Source organism: Chitinophaga nivalis (genome assembly GCF_025989125.1).
Lineage (GTDB): Bacteria > Bacteroidota > Bacteroidia > Chitinophagales > Chitinophagaceae > Chitinophaga > Chitinophaga nivalis.
This window is the reverse complement of sequence record NZ_JAPDNR010000001.1, coordinates 6814490-6834690: the sequence shown is the minus strand read 5'-3', so window position 1 is coordinate 6834690 and position 20201 is coordinate 6814490. Positions and strand designations below refer to the sequence as shown.

The 20201-nt window shown below is 44.5% G+C and carries 15 protein-coding genes; 12 read left to right on the top strand and 3 right to left on the bottom strand.

Features of this window, described 5'->3' with window-relative positions:
• Positions 1-18: 18 nt before the first annotated feature.
• Positions 19-2229 carry a peptidase domain-containing ABC transporter gene (locus tag OL444_RS24820; protein ID WP_264729125.1) on the bottom strand — a complete coding sequence of 737 codons (2211 nt, stop codon included), beginning with the start codon at positions 2227-2229 and terminating at the stop codon, positions 19-21.
• A 253-nt stretch (positions 2230-2482) separates the two neighbouring features.
• Between OL444_RS24820 and OL444_RS24815 the strand changes: the two genes are divergently transcribed.
• Complete coding sequence (locus OL444_RS24815; protein WP_264729126.1) at positions 2483-4336, top strand: NACHT domain-containing protein; 1854 nt, start codon at positions 2483-2485, stop codon at positions 4334-4336.
• A 395-nt stretch (positions 4337-4731) separates the two neighbouring features.
• On the opposite strand, the gene OL444_RS24810 is transcribed toward OL444_RS24815, so the two are convergent.
• Complete coding sequence (locus OL444_RS24810) at positions 4732-5253, bottom strand: DUF4240 domain-containing protein (protein ID WP_264729128.1); 522 nt, start codon at positions 5251-5253, stop codon at positions 4732-4734.
• A gap of 838 nt (positions 5254-6091) precedes the next feature.
• Here OL444_RS24810 and OL444_RS24805 point away from each other — a divergent pair.
• The 7 genes from OL444_RS24805 (at position 6092) to OL444_RS24775 (ending at position 13365) form a co-directional block, all read left to right on the top strand.
• On the top strand, positions 6092-6358 hold the full coding sequence (locus tag OL444_RS24805; protein ID WP_264729130.1) for a hypothetical protein: 267 nt from the start codon (positions 6092-6094) through the stop codon (positions 6356-6358).
• 220 nt (positions 6359-6578) lie between these two features.
• Positions 6579-7301, top strand: coding sequence for a sigma factor-like helix-turn-helix DNA-binding protein (locus OL444_RS24800; RefSeq protein WP_264729132.1), 723 nt, complete (start codon positions 6579-6581; stop codon positions 7299-7301).
• A gap of 224 nt (positions 7302-7525) precedes the next feature.
• A complete protein-coding gene (locus OL444_RS24795) occupies positions 7526-8353 on the top strand; it encodes a M12 family metallopeptidase (RefSeq protein WP_264729134.1) in 828 nt (275 codons plus the stop codon).
• Positions 8354-8685: 332 nt separating this feature from the next.
• Entirely contained in the window at positions 8686-10155 is a 1470-nt protein-coding gene (locus OL444_RS24790) for a PfkB family carbohydrate kinase (RefSeq protein WP_264729136.1), read from the top strand.
• A gap of 15 nt (positions 10156-10170) precedes the next feature.
• Complete coding sequence (gene rfaD / locus OL444_RS24785; RefSeq protein ID WP_264729138.1) at positions 10171-11154, top strand: ADP-glyceromanno-heptose 6-epimerase; 984 nt, start codon at positions 10171-10173, stop codon at positions 11152-11154.
• 277 nt (positions 11155-11431) lie between these two features.
• Complete coding sequence (locus OL444_RS24780; RefSeq protein ID WP_264729140.1) at positions 11432-12643, top strand: alpha/beta hydrolase family protein; 1212 nt, start codon at positions 11432-11434, stop codon at positions 12641-12643.
• A gap of 107 nt (positions 12644-12750) precedes the next feature.
• On the top strand, positions 12751-13365 hold the full coding sequence (locus OL444_RS24775) for a TetR/AcrR family transcriptional regulator (RefSeq protein WP_264729142.1): 615 nt from the start codon (positions 12751-12753) through the stop codon (positions 13363-13365).
• 6 nt (positions 13366-13371) lie between these two features.
• Here the strand turns inward: OL444_RS24775 and OL444_RS24770 are convergent, their stop codons facing one another.
• A complete protein-coding gene (locus OL444_RS24770) occupies positions 13372-14097 on the bottom strand; it encodes a DUF92 domain-containing protein (protein ID WP_264729144.1) in 726 nt (241 codons plus the stop codon).
• A 592-nt stretch (positions 14098-14689) separates the two neighbouring features.
• Between OL444_RS24770 and OL444_RS24765 the strand changes: the two genes are divergently transcribed.
• The 4 genes from OL444_RS24765 (at position 14690) to OL444_RS24750 (ending at position 19946) form a co-directional block, all read left to right on the top strand.
• Positions 14690-15730, top strand: a complete 1041-nt coding sequence (locus OL444_RS24765; RefSeq protein ID WP_264729146.1) for a methyltransferase — start codon at positions 14690-14692, stop codon at positions 15728-15730.
• A 301-nt stretch (positions 15731-16031) separates the two neighbouring features.
• Positions 16032-17246, top strand: a complete 1215-nt coding sequence (locus OL444_RS24760) for a Gfo/Idh/MocA family protein (RefSeq protein WP_264729148.1) — start codon at positions 16032-16034, stop codon at positions 17244-17246.
• 49 nt (positions 17247-17295) lie between these two features.
• Positions 17296-18417, top strand: a complete 1122-nt coding sequence (locus OL444_RS24755; protein WP_264729149.1) for an FAD-dependent oxidoreductase — start codon at positions 17296-17298, stop codon at positions 18415-18417.
• A gap of 764 nt (positions 18418-19181) precedes the next feature.
• Positions 19182-19946: a M57 family metalloprotease gene (locus OL444_RS24750; RefSeq protein WP_264729150.1), complete on the top strand. Its 765-nt coding sequence runs from the start codon at positions 19182-19184 to the stop codon at positions 19944-19946.
• Positions 19947-20201: the final 255 nt, after the last annotated feature.

Below are 20201 nucleotides of genomic sequence, written 5' to 3'. Positions count from 1 at the left end.
GATTAACGGAACCGGGTATTACTTGCCCAGTTCCAGTTGGTTTTTGATCAGGTGATAATACGTGCTTTCCTGGCGGATCAGTTCCTGGTGCGTGCCGCTTTCTACAATACTGCCCTGGTGCATCACAATAATCTGATCGGCATGTTTGACGGTACTCAGCCTGTGTGCTACCACCAGCACCGTTTTGCCCGGGAAGAAGCGATCCAGGTTTTCTATGATGGCTCGTTCGTTGTGGGCATCCAGGGAATTGGTAGCTTCATCCAAAAAGATAAATGCCGGATTGCGATAGATCAGCCGGGCAATCAGCAGTCGCTGGGTCTGCCCTTCACTGAGGCCATATCCATCTTTACCTACCATGGTATCATAACCGAAAGGCATCGATAGAAAGAAGTCGTGGATGCAGGCCATCTTACCGGCTTCATATAACCGTTCGTAATCTCTTTCCGCTGCACCGGCAAAGATGTTGTTGGCAATGGTATCCATAAACACATACCCATCCTGCATCACCACGCCGCAGTGGCTGCGCCACGATTTAGCGGATAACTCACTGAAAGGAGTATTACCCAGGTAGATGTTGCCAGCCACCGGTTGATAGAATTTCAACAGTAACTTGATCAGCGTGGTTTTACCACCACCGCTCATACCTACAATAGCTGTGATTTTTCCGGCGGGTAAGGTGAGGTGAATATTATTCAATACCATCGGTGAATGCGCATGGCCATACTGAAACGATACATTTTCCAGGCGGATGTCTTTACCGGTAATGGCCGACAATACCGCCGGCGGCGCGTTAGGCGCATCTTCATCCGGCTCCTGGTGTACTTCTGCCAGTCGCTGTAAACTGAAACGGGCATTCTGCGCAATGCGGATAAAATCTGCCAGCTGCAGCACCGGTGCATTCAGTTGTCCGCATATAAATGTAATGGCCAGCATGGCGCCCAGTGTTATTTGTCCGTTGATGACCAGCGTTGCCGCCAGACAGGTAATCAGCACATTTTTGAATTCATTGATAAATGCACCGGTGCCCTGTATGAACTGGTCCATGCGCAAGCTTTCCAGTTTCAGGCCGGCAGACTTCTCCTGCAGCTGCTCCCAATGCGCACTTTTGATTTGTTCGGTACCGCTGATTTTGATTTCCTGCATCGCAGAAAAGATCTCCAGCAGAATATGTTGATTAGCCGCCAGCAGCTTGAATTTCTTTTGATCCAGCACGCGTCGTTGCTCCTGGAAGGCATTGGCCCACCCGATACCTGCCGCTGCACCCACCAGGAAGAGGAGGAAGATCCAGCTGTTGTAATACAACAACGTACCGCCCAGGACCAGTATCGTAATAACAGACAATACCAGCGTTACCAGCGACGTAGTCAGGAAATCTTCCATCCGCTGGTTGTCGCTCACCCGCTGCATATTATCGCCCGCATGGCGGTTGTCGAAGAAAGACAGCGGTAGCCGCATCAGTTTCAGCAGGAAGTCTTTCAGCAGCTGGATACTGATCAGCGTACCTGCCCGGAATAACACCCGCGCCCGTACGAAATCCATGACCATACGGCCCAGGAACAGCAGCAGCTGGCCTATACAGATCAGCCATACCAGGTGTATGTTTTGCCCGCGTATGCCTTTGTCAACAATCTGTTGGGTCAGTACCGGGGTGACAAAGGAAAAAAATCCCGCCAGCAACAAACTTGCCGCTACAGGCATCACCTTGCCTTTATGCAGCCGTAAATAGGGCAATAAAGACCACAGGCTGGTGTTACTCCCCGGCGCCGCTGTTTGTTCGTAAAAAGCGGCTGTAGGCTCCAGAAAAAGTGCCCGGCCGGTAGCGCTGTGTGGTTCCTGTTCCCATCCGGCCGTCAGCTCTGCCAGCGTTTTTTTGGAGCGCCGTCCCAGGGCAGGATCTGCGAGGTAGGCGTGGGTGTTGGTGATGCGGTATAATACCACGAAATGTTGTTGCTCCCAGTGCAGGATGCAGGGGAGTGGGGCTTTGGTGGCCAGTACTTCCAGCGGCAACGCAGCGGACAATGTTTTGAATCCTAATATCTCTGCGGTGGCAATGAGGTCGGCAAAGGTCACGCCCTGGCGTGTCAGCTTGCTGATGTTCCGCAGGTGCTGCAGTGAAAAGACTTTGCCGTAGTAGGCGGCGATCATTTTCAGGCAGGTAGGTCCGCAATCCATGGCATCGGATTGTTTATGAAAAGGGAAGGATTTGCGGAGTGTTGATTTTTGAAACATTGTTGCAATTATAGAAAATCTTATTGGGATGGCAAATAGTTTTTTTTGGAGGGAGGGGTGAGATGACGGAGAAAAGGGAGGAGTTGTTTTATAAGAGAAGTAACAGAATAATATTTTCAACGACCTTGTAATAGGATAAGAAAATATTATATTTACAGAGGTTACAAATAGATTAAAATGAAAGGCCTATCTGGTTCTATATTGTATAATAAATGCTTACTTGTTCTCAGAATTGTGTAAAAAGAATGAACATATGGAAATATCAATTATAACATCAAGTGTGGCTTTAATAAAGGATATAACCACTGAGTTGACCAGATTTTATAAATTTACCGAAGCGGAAGTTTCCTCTTTTTTTGAATCTGGAATAAAAAAATATTTAGAATCCCACTTGCAGAAATATCTTTTTACTAAAACATTTTTATTTAGAGATAGACCAATTTACTTTTTTGATATTTATTTCCCTCTGCAATTATCTGCAAGAAAATTATTCGGGGGTATACAGGATGATATTGGTGCTTTAATAATCAATAATAAATATTTGTCAATTACCGGAGGGGCGGGCTGTGGGAAAACAATGCTAATGAGATTTTTTTTCTTAAATGCATATAGTAATTTCTTACGTATTCCCATATTTATTGAATTCAGGAATTTCTCATTTATTAATGAAGGGTTTCAAGATTATATATTTAAGATTATTTTAGAAAATAAAATATCACCTAATGATAAGATAATGGAAAGACTTCTTCAAGAAGGGAAATTTATTTTTTTGTTAGATGGTTATGATGAGCTTGATTATAGAAAGAAAAGTATAATAACCAGTGAAATTAACTCGTTTATTGATAGATATCACAATAATAATTTTATAATCAGTTCAAGACCAGAGGCAAATGTTGAATCGATCCCAAGATTTATTACATATAATATTGAACCACTCAGTAATGATTCTATTATTAGTTTTATTGATGTTCAGCGGAAGAATTTTCACGATGCTACCCTTCTTGATAAAATAAAAACTAACATCGAGGAAATAAAGAGTTCGGAAATAGTTGTTTTTTTGAAGAATCCGCTTCTGTTAAGCATGTTTATTCTCACGTATGAATATTATCCTGAGTTACCCAAAACCAAGAGTCGTTTTTATTTCAATGTTTCTGATACTTTGTTTACAAGACACGATGCAATAAAAGGTGGTGGATTTCAACATGAAAAAAAATCTGGATTACAAAGAGAAGAAATTGAAGAAGTGTTAAAATGGCTTTCACTACTGGCTTTTATAGAAAATAAGTTCAGTTTTGAGCTTCAGGATTTGACATCTATTCTTCTTAAAATTCAAAAACTAAAGAATCTCTCATTTAAGGTAGATGACCTGATTTACGATTTAGTTGTTTCAATAAATATAATATTATTAGATGGTGCAATTTATTCTTTCCCGCATAGATCCCAACAAGAATATTATGTTGCTTTGTTACTTAGTCAGGAGAGCGTTGAATTTAAAGAATCATTTTATAAGCACAACTTAAATACATTATCTGGTAGTGATTTAAGTAATTTTTGGCTGCTATGCATTGAATTAGATAAAGAGAGTTTTTATAGTATGTATGTGATTGAAGAGATGCATCAATTTTTGAAAATAATTTCCTATGGTGGAGATGTAATGTATGTCGCAATGCAGTTAATGAAATATTTAGATATTGGATTTAGTTATATCGAAAATATTGAAAATGGTGAAATGGTATTTGAATCTATGACTACAACTGGAAATGTGTTTAAAGAGTTGGCTTCATTTGTTGTTGGGATAAATTTAAATGTCATACTTTACCGTTTTGCTCCATCAGCAGCGAATCCTATTGTTAGGTCTCTCATTAATAAGGCTGATTCAGATACTCGAATCAAAAGTGAGCCTAAAATAAATGATCATGAAGAGAGGATTGTAAAGAGGATTTATATGAGCTATCTAGAAGAAGGCGATTTTCGTAACTATTTAGCCCAGTCTCGGTTGCCGCAGAAAATAGGATCTTTTTGTGATAAGCTAAATAGTAAAATTTTAGAAATTGAAAAAGAAATAGCAGATTTAAAGGCTAAGAAGATAGGTTTGTTGAATATTTGAAAAAATTAAGTAGCAGATGTTTTTTTATTAATTAAATGACGTAAAAATACCTGTATAGGTATACATAAAAAGGATTTATTCTAATGAGAGAATCGTCGATTTATGAGCCTCGTCCCATGAATTGAAAACTACTAGATAAAGTGCATCAATAAGATATATTTTAACTTTAAATTAATAGTACAATATGGGAAAGCAAAAAATTGCTTTCGAAGTCTTCAAGATATAAGCTAAGGACCATTTGAAGAACGAATATACGCTTTGGAGTATGGAGACTGAAACAGCAGGTTGGTAGGAACAACGATTTTATAATGTCCTAGCATAACTACAGCGGGTTAGTTTTTGTACTAGCTTAACTAACCCGCTATAGGATTATGCTAAAACGAAGACTATTGAAACTAGTTAAAAATTGCCCACAGTTTTGGATAGACACCAGGCAGATCACGCTCTTCGCATTTAGTACCTTTAGTGGGAGGCGCGTCTAAATCGTAATCCAAACCTTTGCTATAGGCTATATTTCTTGGCAAATTGTCATCGTCATCACCAACGCCGCTTTTAAATTGATAGGCATTGTCAGCTATATACAAAAGGTCTTCAAAATCAGGTAAAGTTGATTGGTCAACAATTTTCGCTATGTCATCAGGATGCTGCAGAGCGATGTCAAATATTTCCCTACCCTTACTAATTATCCAACACCGGAAATATATGTAGGAATCATCGCTCACATAACCATCAATTATTTTTGGTATCCCCATCACCTTATAGTCATCTAGTTCTATGATTAATTCTCTCATAATAATTTCAAAATCTACGATGTCACTTAATGAAAACTGAGAAAGTAGACGTTGAAGTTCGTTGGCCTGATCTTCTTGTACCAGCAGAGATTTTTCAATAATCTCCCAAAATATTCTTTTTTCCATGCTAAAGTTAAAATATACGTTTTAAGTTGCTAACGGTTTAGAAGGCGCTATAATAGCGCTAAATGTGCACATATAAAAGAAATTTTTGGGAGTAAATGTTGGTGACGGCTGTTGCTTGTTTATGAGACTTTTATAGATCTTGACAATATTGGTTGAACCTATTATAGATTAATATTACGCCTGGCAATAAATGCTCATTGCTAACGAACGTAGGTACTACAAAGTATCACGAGTATATGTATTAATCCCAAGGGGGATCACGAAGGAGAGTAAAGAGAAATACTCTTATGTAGTTATAACCTTGTAGAAGTTGATTCTACAAGAGCATTAAATCCCAACCAGTAAACATTTTACTTGAGTTACATACTACATTTTCCAAACTGCCGGTACTTTTTAGAGAGCGTGTTAGTGAGGAGTGTAATTATAATTATAATACTCCAACTTTCTATAGGAAAATGTGGGAAATGGATAAACGTGTTGAAGGAAACTAGTGTGGGCATTAAGCAGGGTAGGGAAGGAAAAGATATGTGAGATTGCTGAGAGAGTAACCAATAGTTTATCTATCTCCATTTTCGGAGAGCAGGATTAGAGGCATCGAGTTTTTTTATGTGTTATGCCTAAATGATAATGGTGCTTGATTCTTCTTGCGCTATTTCTGTTATAGGATATTGAATGCGCAGCATGAAAAGGTTAAGAGTTTTGGTATTACCAAAACATAGCTGGCTATACGGACGTAAAATGGTATTTGTTTGGAGTTTTCTAATCTTTTTAGAATTTTTTTTATTTTGTGGTGTACGTAATTTTTCTTGCCCGAATTTAATAGTTACCTAGTTTAGCAATGATTGATGACAAACGGAAAATATTAGCTAAAGAACCAATTGTTTGGCAAGGAGATCTTTCTGATGATTGTACCGCTGAATGGGCGGGTTTAATGTTGCGGGCGGAATGGATGGACGAAGATTATTGGTGGTGGGCTGTTTATGATATGGAAATGAATGAAATCACAGTAGATAGCTCCAATGAATATCCTGAGGAATTTAAAGGGGGAGTAGTTGCGAGAGCAAAGGCTGAAAGCATAGCTAAAGCATACTTAGGCATCGACTAGATGTTTTTTATTAGCCTATACTTTCCTATTACGGATTTGATTTTATGGTGGGTGAGGAAAAAAGAGGATTCCTGTCAGTGGTGCGTCTTCCGGTGACGTATGCCGTTATTTTGTTAAAAGAAACTTAAAATCTGTTTTTTCCGGCTGTTGGAATAAGGGGATACCCCACCTCTAGGTGTTATATAGGCAGATGATACAACAAAATACCCTGTAGCAAGTTTTGGAAGAGGCCACCGATCGTACATATCTGTCATTGTTTAGTACTTTTTTTCATGAACATTATGGAAAACTGCATCGCTATGCCTTTTACAAAGTAAAATCGGCTATGGTGGCAGACGAAATTGTGTATAACCTGTTCGCGGAGCTATGGCAGTATAAAGTATCCTTTGTTTTTACAGCACAGTTGCGGACCTACGTATATGCTACTACGTGCGATCGGTGTGGCTGGTGGCTGTTATTGTCGCCAACAGCAGTACCCCCTGTTGAGATGGTACAACCCATGAAATTGTTATCCGGCAGTTGCCGGGCTATCTTCCTGAAAAACAGAACAGAAGAGAAGGGCTACCGCGACATTGCCGGGGAATTGGGCGTGTCGGTAACCACGGTAGCTACCCAGATGGGAAAAGCGTTGCGATTATTGCATCAATGCCAGGTATTACTGGACGCGCAGCAGGCAGTGGTAATAGACGAAGAAGAGGGCGGAGGATTAACGTTAATCAGCAGCTACCTGTCGGGTAAAGCCTCGCCGGAAGGTGCTATTGTGCTGGATGACTGGTGTGCGCATTGCAGGGAAAATACCCAGGCATTTGAAGAGATGGCCCGCCTGTGGCACCAGCTGCAGCGTAATTTACCTTATCGTATGACAGACAGCCGGCTGAAATGGGATCAATTCTGCCATAGCCTGCATATATCCCACACGGATACACGACATGATAATGTCTGACAGCCGGAATGCAGTATTGACTGCTGTTTCCGGATAATTTATCCCCACATTTTCTGTTTTCCATATTATCCATTACATTTGATTCATCAGTGACAACCAAAATCTGTAGCAACCAATATCTGTAGCCATCATCAGACCACTTAGCCCGGAAGTAATCATCAGCATTGCTGCGTTTTATGAAGCCCTGTCATCCAGTATTCTCTTCACCCATAATACAGCTATAAATGAGAACGTTGATCCACCAGGCAACCACTGTTGTTGCATTCGGCTTCCTCTTTGTTTTTGCGGCCTGTACTAAAAAAGAACAGGCGACCCCACCAACAGATATTTCGCTGCAGGCACCCGGCGAAATACGTACCGGTTATTTTCTGGGAGAAAAAATCACCTATGAACAGAAAGGTGGTTTTAATATTTTTCAGGGAGATATTTTATTGTCAGATAAACAATTAACCCAAACACCTCCACCCCGTACAGAAGGGGCAGGCGTACTGGCGGTAGACAGATGGCCGCAGGCACGTATCTACTATACCATTGCTGGTAATGTACCCAACAATACCCGTCAGAAAATAGCAGATGCGATTGCCCACTACAATGCGAAAACCAATATCCGCTGGATTGCCCGTACGAACCAGTCCAACTACGTTAATTTTACGTCGGGATCACCCAATGGCGGCGACGGATGGGCGGCAATTGGTATGTGGGGCGGCGCACAGAATATCACGCTGGACGGCCAGATTTCATTGGGCAGTACTGTACATGAAATGGGCCATGCTGCCGGTTTATATCATGAGCATACCCGCAAGGACCGCGACAGATATATCCGTATCCTTTGGAATAATATCTATTCCAATCAACAGAGTAATTTCCAGATTTACCAAAGTGGTAGCGACTATGGTACGTTCGACTTTAACTCTGTGATGATGTACTGGCCCTACTCTTATTCCGCCAATGGGTATCCTTCTATTGTAAGGGCAGATGGTTCTTCCTTTACCTATAACAGGGGAATGCTGACCAATGGAGATATCAGTGCACTGAAAAGCATGTATCCATAAGTAACGTACATGGACAGTTATTAAAAACCGGTGCCTCGCTTTTAATGCTGTCAGTGGATATAATGGTGTAACCATCACAGCAAAGTAGCGATGCTGCTGGTGGTTGCACCCTTTTTTTATATAGATAGTGCTGTATACCCGCAGTTGTTTCCATTTATTTATTTTTCGGCGAAACTTTCATTAATTATTGTAATTTAATGGAATTGGAAATACCCGCAGTATGCATCGCGTGATGGGTAGCCAACTGATGGAGTAAGTGTTGTTATGCCCGATTTTTTTGCCCACGGAAGAAAAAAATATACCCGTTATTCATTGTAAATGATCCTTCAGCCATGTACAAACATTTAATCTCACAGTTCCGGCAGTTTTCGGTATTGGTTATTGGAGACCTGATGCTGGATGTATACCTGAAAGGCGCCAGTACCCGCCTGACGCCGGAAGCCACCGTGCCCGTTGTAGATATCCTGAACAATAGCACCGTACCAGGCGGTGCTGCCAATACAGCTGCCAACCTGAAACACCTGGGTGCTGCCGTTACCTTTTGCAGCATATGCGGCGCAGATGAGTATAGTGAAAAAGCCCAGGCATTGTTATCGGCTACAGGTGTGACGTGCCGGATTTTACGGGATCCGGAAAGGAGCACCCTGGTGAAAACCCGGGTGATGTCTGGCAAGCAATTGCTGATCCGCTACGACAGCGGTTCGGTACATCAGATCAGTGCGGAACAGGAGCAGGCATTTATTGTGTTGCTGGAAGAGCAGTATCCATTGCATGATGCCATTGTGATTGCAGACTATAATAAAGGACTGATTACACCGGGCGTGATTGCGGCGTTGCAGGCACTGAACCGGCGCCGGGAAAAATTCATTGCCGTAGATTCCAGGCGGCTGGAAGCTTTCCGGTCGCTGAGTCCTTCTTTGGTGAAGCCCAACTATGCCGAAACGGTACAGTTGTTACAGATAGCAACAAAGTATGAGGCCCGGGCCCGGCAGCTGCAGGAGTCCGGCGCTGCCATGTTTGCCGCTACAGGCGCTGCTATTACCGCGGCTACGCTCGATGAAGAAGGCGCTGTTATTTTTGCCGGCAACCAGTTGGCGTACCGCAGCCATGCGCATGAAGTACCACCCCTCAATGTGGCGGGTGCCGGAGATGCCTATATCAGCGCTTTCACGCTGGCCTGCCTGGCGGGAGCTGATATTCCTGCAGCAGCAGAAGTATCGGCCGCAGCGGCGGCTGTTGCCGTGAGCAAGCATACCACGGCCTGTTGTACCTGTGAGGAGCTGACGGCCTATTTATCTGTCAACGAAAAATATGTAACAGACCCGCAGCAACTGGCATACATCAGCGCTATCTATAAATCCCAGGGGAAAAAGATTGTCTTTACCAATGGGTGTTTCGATATCCTGCACAGCGGGCATGTGAATTACCTGAACCGCGCCCGGGAACTGGGACACATCCTGATGGTAGGCATCAATACCGATGATAGCATCCGGCGGCTGAAAGGCAGTTCCCGCCCCATCAATACCCTGGAAGACCGCATGGAAGTACTGGGCGGACTGGGAGCGGTACACCATATTATTCCTTTTGGCTCCGAAGCAGAAGATACCGCTGCTCCTTTGATCAGCCTGATTAAACCGGATGTATTTGTCAAAGGAGGCGACTATACCCGGGCTACCTTGCCGGAAGCAGGTCTGGTAGAGGAACAGGGAGGAGAGGTGATCATTCTGCCATTGTTGCCTGATAGATCTACTACGTTAATCGTGAATCGTATTCACACCACACATAACTTAAAGCGGGTGTAATCACCGGAAAAATTTATGGATAAGCACAGCAGAATTGTCGTAACAGGGAGTGCCGGTTTTATCGGCAGTTGTCTGGTAGGATTTTTAAATGAAAAAGGATTTGAGCAATTAATTCTGGTAGATGATTTTACCCGGGAAGACAGACAGCAAAACCTTGCCGGTAAAACCTATGAAGCCTGTATAGAACGGGAAGTTTTCTTCGACTGGCTGGCGGCTGCAGACCGGCAGATCGATTTTGTGTTTCATCTGGGGGCACGCACAGATACTACCGAGTTCGACTATACGATACAGGAGTATTTTAATGTAACCTATTCCCGCCGTGTATGGGAATATTGCGTACGCCATCAGATACCGCTGGTGTATGCTTCTTCTGCAGCCACCTATGGCGGCGGAGAACAGGGCTATGCAGATGATCATGGCATCGTTACGGCGTTGCAGCCGCTGAATGCATACGGCATATCAAAGAATGAGTTTGATAAATGGGTATTGCAGCAAACGGAGCAGCCGCCTTTTTGGGCGGGACTGAAATTCTTTAATGTATATGGTCCCAATGAATACCATAAAGGCCGTATGGCCAGTATGATCTGGCATTCCTATCACCAGATCCGGAAGCATGGGCAGGTGAAACTGTTCCGGTCGCACCGGCCGGATTTCCGCGATGGAGAACAGTTACGGGATTTCATCTATGTAAAGGATATCCTGAAAGTAGCTTATTGGCTATCGCAACATACCAGCACAGCCAGTGGGTTGTATAACCTGGGAACGGGCCATGCCCGTAGCTTTGTGGCCCTGGTGACCAGCACGTTTGCCGGTATGGATATCCCCGCTGATATTACCTATATTGATATGCCGGAAGATATACGGGATAAATATCAGTACTTCACAGAGGCCAGCATGGCTAAACTACAGGCAGCCGGTTACCCCGATGCTTTTTATTCCCTGGAAGAAGGCGTGACGGATTATGTCAGCAACTATCTGGCGAAAGACGCCTGGTACTGATGTTACACAGGATGACTTTAAATATTTTTTACGGCGCGAAATAGCCGCCACTGCTATATAATCCCATGGTATCCCGGGAGAAGTGCATACTGGTTCCCGGGATGCAATGTCATAACAGGGCAGTGTTAATATCTTTGCACCAGTGTATTTTAAACAGCAGGAAATAGACGCGTTTTAAATTAAAATACCTGAACTATTATCGGCGCAACGTTGTTAGTACCCAATATAAAACCCACCCTCACTACAACCCTATTGCTCATCTCTTAAAACCATTACTATGATCAGATGTACTGCTCTTCGCGCTTTTGCATTTGTATTGATTGCTGGTATTGTATTCGTGGCTGGTTGCCGCAAAGATGCCACTCCTCCTGCTGCCGCGCCGGCGCATAAGCCTACCGTTGAATTGCTGGGAGAAAAACAAATCAAAAAAGAGCTCCTGAATGCTCGTGCCACCACCATTGATGGTATTGACCCTAATTCGCTGTGGGCGCTGCTTGTCAGCACGGTGGTGAATGTTTACAAGGTGACCTATCCTACCACCGATCCGGATGGCGTACCGGTGGATGCGAGCGGACTCCTGGTCATTCCCAAAGACAGGGAATCGGTTTCGCTGATCAGCTTCCAGAATGGAACGGTGTTCGACCCGAAGCAGGCGGCTTCTTTCTTTAATCCGGATGGCCCTTTACATTACTGGATTCCGGTAGCGGCGGCCCTGGGTAGCGCCGTGATTGTACCGGATTATCTGGGCTATGGCAACACGGCTAATATTCCGCATCCCTATCAGCATGCTGCTTCGCTGGCCCGCACCTCTGCGGATATGATCATTGCCGTAAAGCAATGGCTGGAAGAACAGCATATACAATGGGATAAAAAATTGTTCCTGGCCGGCTATTCCGAAGGTGGCTATGCAACGATGGCATTACACAGGTTGCTGCAGGAGCAATATGCCACCCAGTTACCGGTAACGGCAGCTTCCTATGGTGCAGGCGCCTATGACATCACCAGTACGGCGCGCTATTTCCTGGAACGTGATGAAGACAGGGACTCTTTTTATATCAGAAGCCACATCTGGGTGCTCACCAGCTTCAACAGAATTTATCACCTGAACAGACCCCTGAATACTTTCCTCAAAGCACCGTATGACGTGGAAGTAGCCACCCGCCCGATTTCCCAGGCTGTATTGCCGTTGAATCCGGCGCAACTGCTGAATCCCGTATTTAAAGCCAACGTGCTGAATGGAAACGATACACAGTTGTTGAATATATTGTCCCAGAATGATATTTATGACTGGAAACCACTTTCGCCGGTACTGCTGATACATTCAGATGCCGATCGTAATGTGCCCATTTTTAACTCAGACCGCGCCTATGCCGGCTTTAAAAGCAAAGGTGTAGACGCTGAGTACCTGATCATTCCTGGTAAGAGCCACCAGGATGCTATTCCTGATTTTGCCCTCAACTCCTTGCTCTACTTCGCCCGCTATCAATAACAACCTTCCGCAGGAGCAGGTCATTTTAGGATGATCTGCTCCTGATAGTGTAATTCCTGATTCTTATTACTAACTTTGACTGCTCAGCAATAAAAGCCGGAAAGTTAATGGGTACAGAGAATAAAGATGAAATGCAGGATAAAATCCTGGACGCTGCTTTAAAACGTTTTACCCGCCATAGTGCGGCGAAAACGACGATGAATGAGATAGCCCAGGATCTGCATTGCTCCAAAGCAGCCCTGTATTATTATTTCCCGGATAAAAAAAGCCTCCACCAGGCAGTGCTGGAAAGAGTAGCGGATCTTTATTTTGAGGAAATGAAACAGGAAGCAGAACGGGATAAGCCGGCTACCCGGAATATCTTTGCCATGGTGGCTATCCGGCAGGAGTTCGTATTGCGTTTCAATAAACTGGAATTGTTCCGCATCGCACAGTATTCTTCACAGACATTTTACGAAGGCATGATGAATGCCAAAAAAAGAGAAATAGCCATCTTCGAATCTGTTATACAGAAAGGAATCCGGAATGGAGAGTTTGCCGTGGATAATCCCGGTGAAATTGCCGCTTTGCTGGTACAGGCCATGATAGGATTACGGTTTACCATACCGGAAGCCAATGGCAATAATTATGATATGCTGGAAGAAAAAGACGTAAAAAGTATTATCCGGCAACAGGTAGCGTTGGCAGAAATCTTTGTCAATGGTATCATGAACAGAGTGTAATAGCCCTCAACTTATCCCGTACAACACACCTGCTACCAATGCCGCGAAAAGCGTATTCAGGAAATTAACGGTGTCATTGCCTATATAATATTTTCGTTCCAGGGCAGCGCCCAGTATAGAATCCATGAGGTTGCCCAGTATGCCGGCCAGGGTAATAAAAAGACAGGCAACGCCGAAACCTGCTGTCAGTCCGTATACGCCGGCAATCACCACCGCGCCGGCAGCACCCAGTAAAGTACCTTCGATACTCACCACGCCATCCAGTCCTTTCGGTTCTTTTTTCCAGCTCAGGATATTATAAAAACGACGGCCGTATACCATGCCTAGCTCCGATGACAGCGTGTCTGCCGTAGCGGAAGCCAGACTGCCGGCCAGCATTACTATATATAACGATTGATGCGCGGGATCAACGATGGCCGCCAGCGCACTTAAAGCGGCTACGCCACCGTTGGCAAATACCTGGCTGGCCTTTCTTTGTTCCGGATGGGCAGCCTCCGGTGTGAGGGCCGCTTTCTTTTTCTTGCCGTGGGAAGTGGCTAAGGTGCCCAGGATAAAAAAGAGTACCAGTAATAATAAACCGGTGTAGCTGGTACCGAGGAATACCACCATACCTGTTAATCCGGCCGTCAACGCTGCCGGCACGGAAAGTTTGCGGGTACGGATACAAAGTGCCATAAAGGCAATGAGCACAAAAAGCAGGATGCTGGTTTCAGCAATAGATGGTAGATGCATATACGATCCGCAAAAATATAAAAATATCTCTTTTTCTGTTACGAAGCTGCGGGCTCCGCTGGCGGGTTTTACCACCGGTTATACGTGTTTTATACAAGCACTGTATATGTTATTTCAGCAACCTGAAATAAAATTGCAGTTACATGCATTATTTTTATGAGAGAAGTGTAGAGAAGCCCTAACCCGTACAGGTTTATTTAATCAGATTATCATGCTTGTGGATGTAAACATACTGCCAAAAAGCAGGTGTTGACATTTTTGTGTTTCCTGTTTTAAACAGGGTAGGCGGAAGAGATATATTCTTACAGTAGTAACAGTCGGCATAACAGCGCAGCTTCGATAGTAATGCTCACAATGAAATATGTTTGTCACTTACTTCCTGCCACAGGCAGTGAAAGTAGCGGATAATCCTTTGCCCGTTTATTGTGTATCCATCACTCATGCCCGCTTCCCGCGAATGATCAGTTGTGTGTTTACGTTGAACCGATCCGGTCGGGAGTGGTAACGATTGGAGGCGCTTGGAGCTATGTCAATATAACAGTACTAACATTTCTTTTCATGATCGCTAATAATTAAACACTAATTTTTATTTATGAAACAACCTACTGTCGAAACATCCGCGATATCTGCTTCTGATGCCGCTGTTATGTTTAATTTATCTATCAGTCACTGGTATTCCTGTTGCGTGTATGTAGCAGCGAAGCTGGGTATTGCAGATGAATTGAAAACAGGCGGAAAAACCGTAGCCGAACTGGCTGCCATTACAGACAGCGATCCGGATGCGCTTCATCGTATCTTGCGGGTACTGTTCAGCATTAATATTTTTAAAGAAGCTGATGATGGTACCATTGAACTCACCTCGCTGGCCCGCACCCTGCAGGAAGACGCTCCTGATTCCATGAAAGGGTGGATATTGACGGCCATCGGCCACCGGCTGCCGCTCTGGAGCCAGTTGCTGCACAGCGTAAAAACAGGGCAAACCGCTTTTAAAGAAGTGTATGGCGCACCGGTATGGGAGTATTATACCCACAACAAACAGGATGGTGAAAACTTCATACGGGCCATGGCGAATCTTACCCGGCCGGTGATTGAAAAAATTGTTACTGTTTATGATTTCTCTCCCTATCAGACGATTGTAGATGTAGGCGGAGGCAATGGTACGTTATTGATCAACATCCTGGGCGCTTTTCCGGAAAGTAGCGGCGTGGTCTTTGATGAACCTTATGTAGCAAAAATTACCAGTGGTAAAATTGAAGCCAGTGCGGTGAAAGACCGTTGTACAGCAACCGGCGGCAGCTTCTTTGAAACGGTACCGGCAGGTGCGGATTTATATATTCTCAAAAATATCCTGCACGACTGGAACGACAAAGACGTAGCCCGCATCCTGCAGGTATGTGCCCGTGCCATGCGGCCCGACAGCCGGTTACTGGTACTGGAAACTATTATCCCTGCGGGTAATGAAGTGCATTATGCCAAACTGAATGATGTGAACATGTTGCTGGCGCAGGGCGGCCGTGAGCGCACCGGCCGGGAATATGAAGTGCTGGCAGCGCAGGCCGGATTACAACTGGTCAATATCGTGGATATCGGACTGGAAGAATGCAGTATCATCGAAATCATCAAAAAAGAATAACCGGAAGATAAGTTGTTTGTTTATCTGTTTGGATAACCTGATCAGCTTAACCCACATCATTGTTAATCCGGGCGTTACAAACGCCTGATCCTACAACTGCAACAGCAGGAATACCTGTAAGGTAATTGCAGTTACAGCACTACCCGATGATGGTGGTGTTGCGATATGAAAACTGATTACACTTCACCTACAGGCGAGAGCAGCATTACTTACCATACCACTTCGGAGAAATTCGGCTTAGACCTTATCTGTCTATTTGTTCAACAGTCACCTTTAGCATGATCCTTTAAACCAAAACGTCATGAGCGTACGAACTACTACCCACAGGGTGGGCATTATCATAAATGGAGCCACTTCACGTATCGCCACCAATCAACACCTGCTGCACTCTCTGATACCTATCATTGAGCAGGGTGGCATCAAATTGAATGAATGGGAATATATTATGCCGGACCTCATACTGGTAGACCGCGATGAGGGAAAGCTCAGACAGCTGTCTGCCCGTACAGGTATCACGAAATATACGACTAACCTGGACGAAGCACTGGATAATAAACAATACAGTGTTTATTTTGATGCCCGCCTCACCGGTTTGAGAGCAGATGGGGTATTGAAAGGAATTGAAGCCGGAAAACATATCTATTGTGAAAAACCTACTGCTACCGATACCGATGCGGCTATCGGGTTATACAACAAATGCCGGGCTGCCGGCCTGAAACATGGGGTAGTACAGGATAAACTGTGGCTGCCGGGATTAATAAAACTGAAACGGCTGATAGAAAATGATTTCTTCGGTGACATATTATCTGTTAAAGCTGATTTTGGTTACTGGGGATTTGAAGGCAATACGGTACCGGCTCAACGGCCTTCCTGGAGCTACCGCAAAGAAGATGGTGGTGGTATCATCCTGGATATGTTCAGTCATTGGCGCTATATCCTCGACAACCTCTTCGGACAGGTAAAAGCAGTATCCTGCTTAGGCAGCACGTTTATACCACATCGCGTAAATGAAGCCGGCCGGTCATTTATTTGTACGGCGGAAGATTCGGCTTTTGCCACCTTCGAACTGGAACAGGGTATTATTGCCCAGTTCAATTCTTCCTGGGCAACGCGTGTACGTCGGGAAGACCTGCTGACCATGCAGGTAGACGGAACCAAAGGATCTGCTGTAGCGGGATTGCGGCATTGCTTTACCCAGCATTATTGTAATACACCCAGGCCCACCTGGAATCCGGATATGGAACAACCTATCAACTTCTTCGATAACTGGTCCAAAGTGCCGGAACAGGAAGTGTATGAAAATGCTTTTAAAGCAGAGTGGCAACTGTTCCTGCGGCATGTGGTAAAAGACGAACATTTCCACTGGAACCTGAAAGAAGGCGCCAAAGGAGTACAGCTGGCAGAGAAAGCCACACAAAGCTGGCAGGAACGCAGATGGATAACCGTACCTGACCTGTTCGACACTTTTTTATCTCCCAGCGGGCAAGGCTGTGGAGGCAGCAATGTATTGCATTAAAACGTAGTTCCGCAACTGCGTCATTAAACAGTATTTATAATCTGATAGTATGTTTAAAGAATCAACTTTTGCCATTGTCGGATGTGGCATAGGAGGCGCTACTGTGGCAGCGTTGCTGCAAAAGTATGGCTACCGGGTAACGGTCTATGAACAGGCGGTATCGTTTGTACCGGCAGGAACAGGTATTCATATCACGCCCAATGCCATGAAAGTATTGCGGCAACTGGGAGTGGAGCCTGCCTTGCATGCAACCGGATTTCAACCGCCTGCTTTTGTCAGCCGTGCCTGGGATACGGGCGAAGTCCTGTTTGATTTTCCGTTGCAAACCATGCAGCAACAATACGCCGGTAGCTACCTGACCATTCACCGGGGTAACTTTCACAGCATATTAATCGCGGCGGTAACACCGGGTACCATTCACTATAACAAAAGATTGAAAGAGGCGGTGCAGGAAGAGGACGGTGTAACCTTGTTTTTTGAAGATGGTACAAAAGTGCAGGCCGACTATGTGATTGGTGCAGATGGTATTTATTCTGCCATCCGGAAAACGATGGCGGATCAGGCTGCGCCGGCCTTTACAGGACAGGCAGCTTTCCGTGCCATCATTCCTGCTGCAAAGCTGCGATCAGCGCCGCTGGATGGTCTCACCAAATGGTGGGGGCACGATAGGTCCCTGATTTCCTATTTTCTTTCCGGTGATCAGTCGCTGTTTTATTTTGCGGCAGGCGTACCTGCTGCTACGTGGGAGGGAAGAGCGCACAGAGAAGCTACCCGGGAAGAACTGCTGGATAGTTTTGCGGGCTTTCATCCTGCGGTGCAGGATATATTGCTGGCAAGTGAATACCCGACGCTCTGGCCTTTATTTGAGCGGCCTGCTGTTAATAAGTGGTATCAGCAGCGGATTGTATTGTTGGGAGATGCCTGTCATCCGATGATGCCACATATGGCTCAGGGCGCCGTGATGGCGATAGAAGATGCGGCTGTTTTGTTGCGTTGTCTGGAAGATGCCGGTAACAGCAGCTGGCAGCAGGTAGTAGAGCGTTATGCCACTACCCGGAAGGAACGTATCGAAACCGTACAGTTGCAATCTGCAGAAAACAAATGGTTGAAAGCACCCATGGACCCTGGCTGGGTTTTTTCCTATGATGCATTGCTGGCGCCACTGGCCTGATATTGCAGCAGTAGCTGTTGTAGCTGTTGCCCATATCAGTGAGTGATGACGTACTGCAGGATCATAATGAATGTCACCATGCTGCATACAGGCGTTGCCTTGTATGCAGGCATGGTGACTGTTGAAAATGAAAATAGTTAACCGTGCTTACTATATATAAGTGCCTTGTGATTGGTCGAGTTTAAATCCGGTTTGGTCTAAAAAAAATATTTGTTTCTGTTGAATACGCTATCCTTGCAGAGATTACCAAAATCTGAGTTTACATCCGGAGCATATTCTTTTCTTAGTAAAGCAAAACAGTGATGGGAATTATTTGTATAACCCAATGTAAATGAGTCATAGCGGGGTTTTAAGTCACAAAGATCGTCCGTACGTATTACAAGAGGAGCACAATCATATTACTGTTAAAGCCGTATATCAATGCCCCGGTTTCTGCGATTAAAATAACTGTAGCAACAACTTACATCTGCTTAGTAAGCCATCTGAACATTCATCAATTATTGTCAGCACATGTTTTATGGCAGTAACTGTATGCGCTGTACAGACAGTGATGAATCAGGTTACATTATCATATCCGTATGATAATAACCCTTGCTGTGTGCTGATGAGGGATAAGGTGTATGACAATGTAATACTGTCTCAGTGCTGCATGTAGCTGCTGTTTCACCATGAAACGTTTAAAAATTGATCATAAACGTGTATTCCTTTATTGCTAAACATTTAATCCCGATTCAAACAATCAGTTTAACCTAAACTATCTACGCATGAAAAAAAGCCTTAGCATTATCGCCGGCGTGGCCCTGGCAGCCTTTATGATGGCAGCATGTAACAAATCCAATGACAACCCTGCTGCTCCTGCAACCCAACAAAGTAATGGAGATAAAGTGTATGCCTACATTACAAACTTAGGATTTGCTCCGTCCAATATCCAGGATAATGGTACGGAATACATTGTAGAAGGAGACATCATTTTCCCGAAAAACATGCAGGTGCCGGCTGATAACGGTAAAGTTAAAACAGAACAGTTTTACACCGGCGTCCTGGTGAGCCAAACGAACAGTAGAAAAATCCGCCTGAAGGTACATTCGACCATGACCAGCATGAGCGCAGAAATTGATGCCGCCATTGCGCAATGGAACGCCGTACCTAATTGCTCTATCCATTGGGAATTAGCGACTGGTACTTCCTATGATGTATTGATTCAGGATGCAAACCTCGGTGCAGGGGTGTGTGGACAAGGACAATTCCCTGCCGGCGGCCTGGCAGGCGCCTTGATTAAAATCAACAAAGCACAGATTGCCGGCAACAGTTTCGCACAGCGGCAAAGAACCATCACACATGAGATGGGCCACAATGTGTCTTTCAGACATACCAATTGGTCTGCCATTGGTGAATCCAGCGCTACACCAGTACCTGGCGTAGGTGGTACTGATGCTTCTTCTATCATGAATGGTGGGCAGTGCGGCAGCGGTGCGACTGTATTGTCTGCTAAAGATAAACAAGCGGCAGCAGTATTGTATCCATTGTAATTGTAAGGGTGATTGTAATCACTCTTCATCCGGTTCCTGATAAAAAATTGTCAGGATAATTTATAGATAAATAATGTAGTCATCCCCTGATATCCTTTTGCATAAAGGATATCAGGGGATTTTTATTTTCGGCAAATGATGGGTCTGGTATTAATGTTGTCATATTTAGCATGATAAATTAAGAACTGATGTTTTAAAGCGGTACCATGAGATAAATTTGAATTACCTCAAATTAATCCTTTGAAATGATATCTT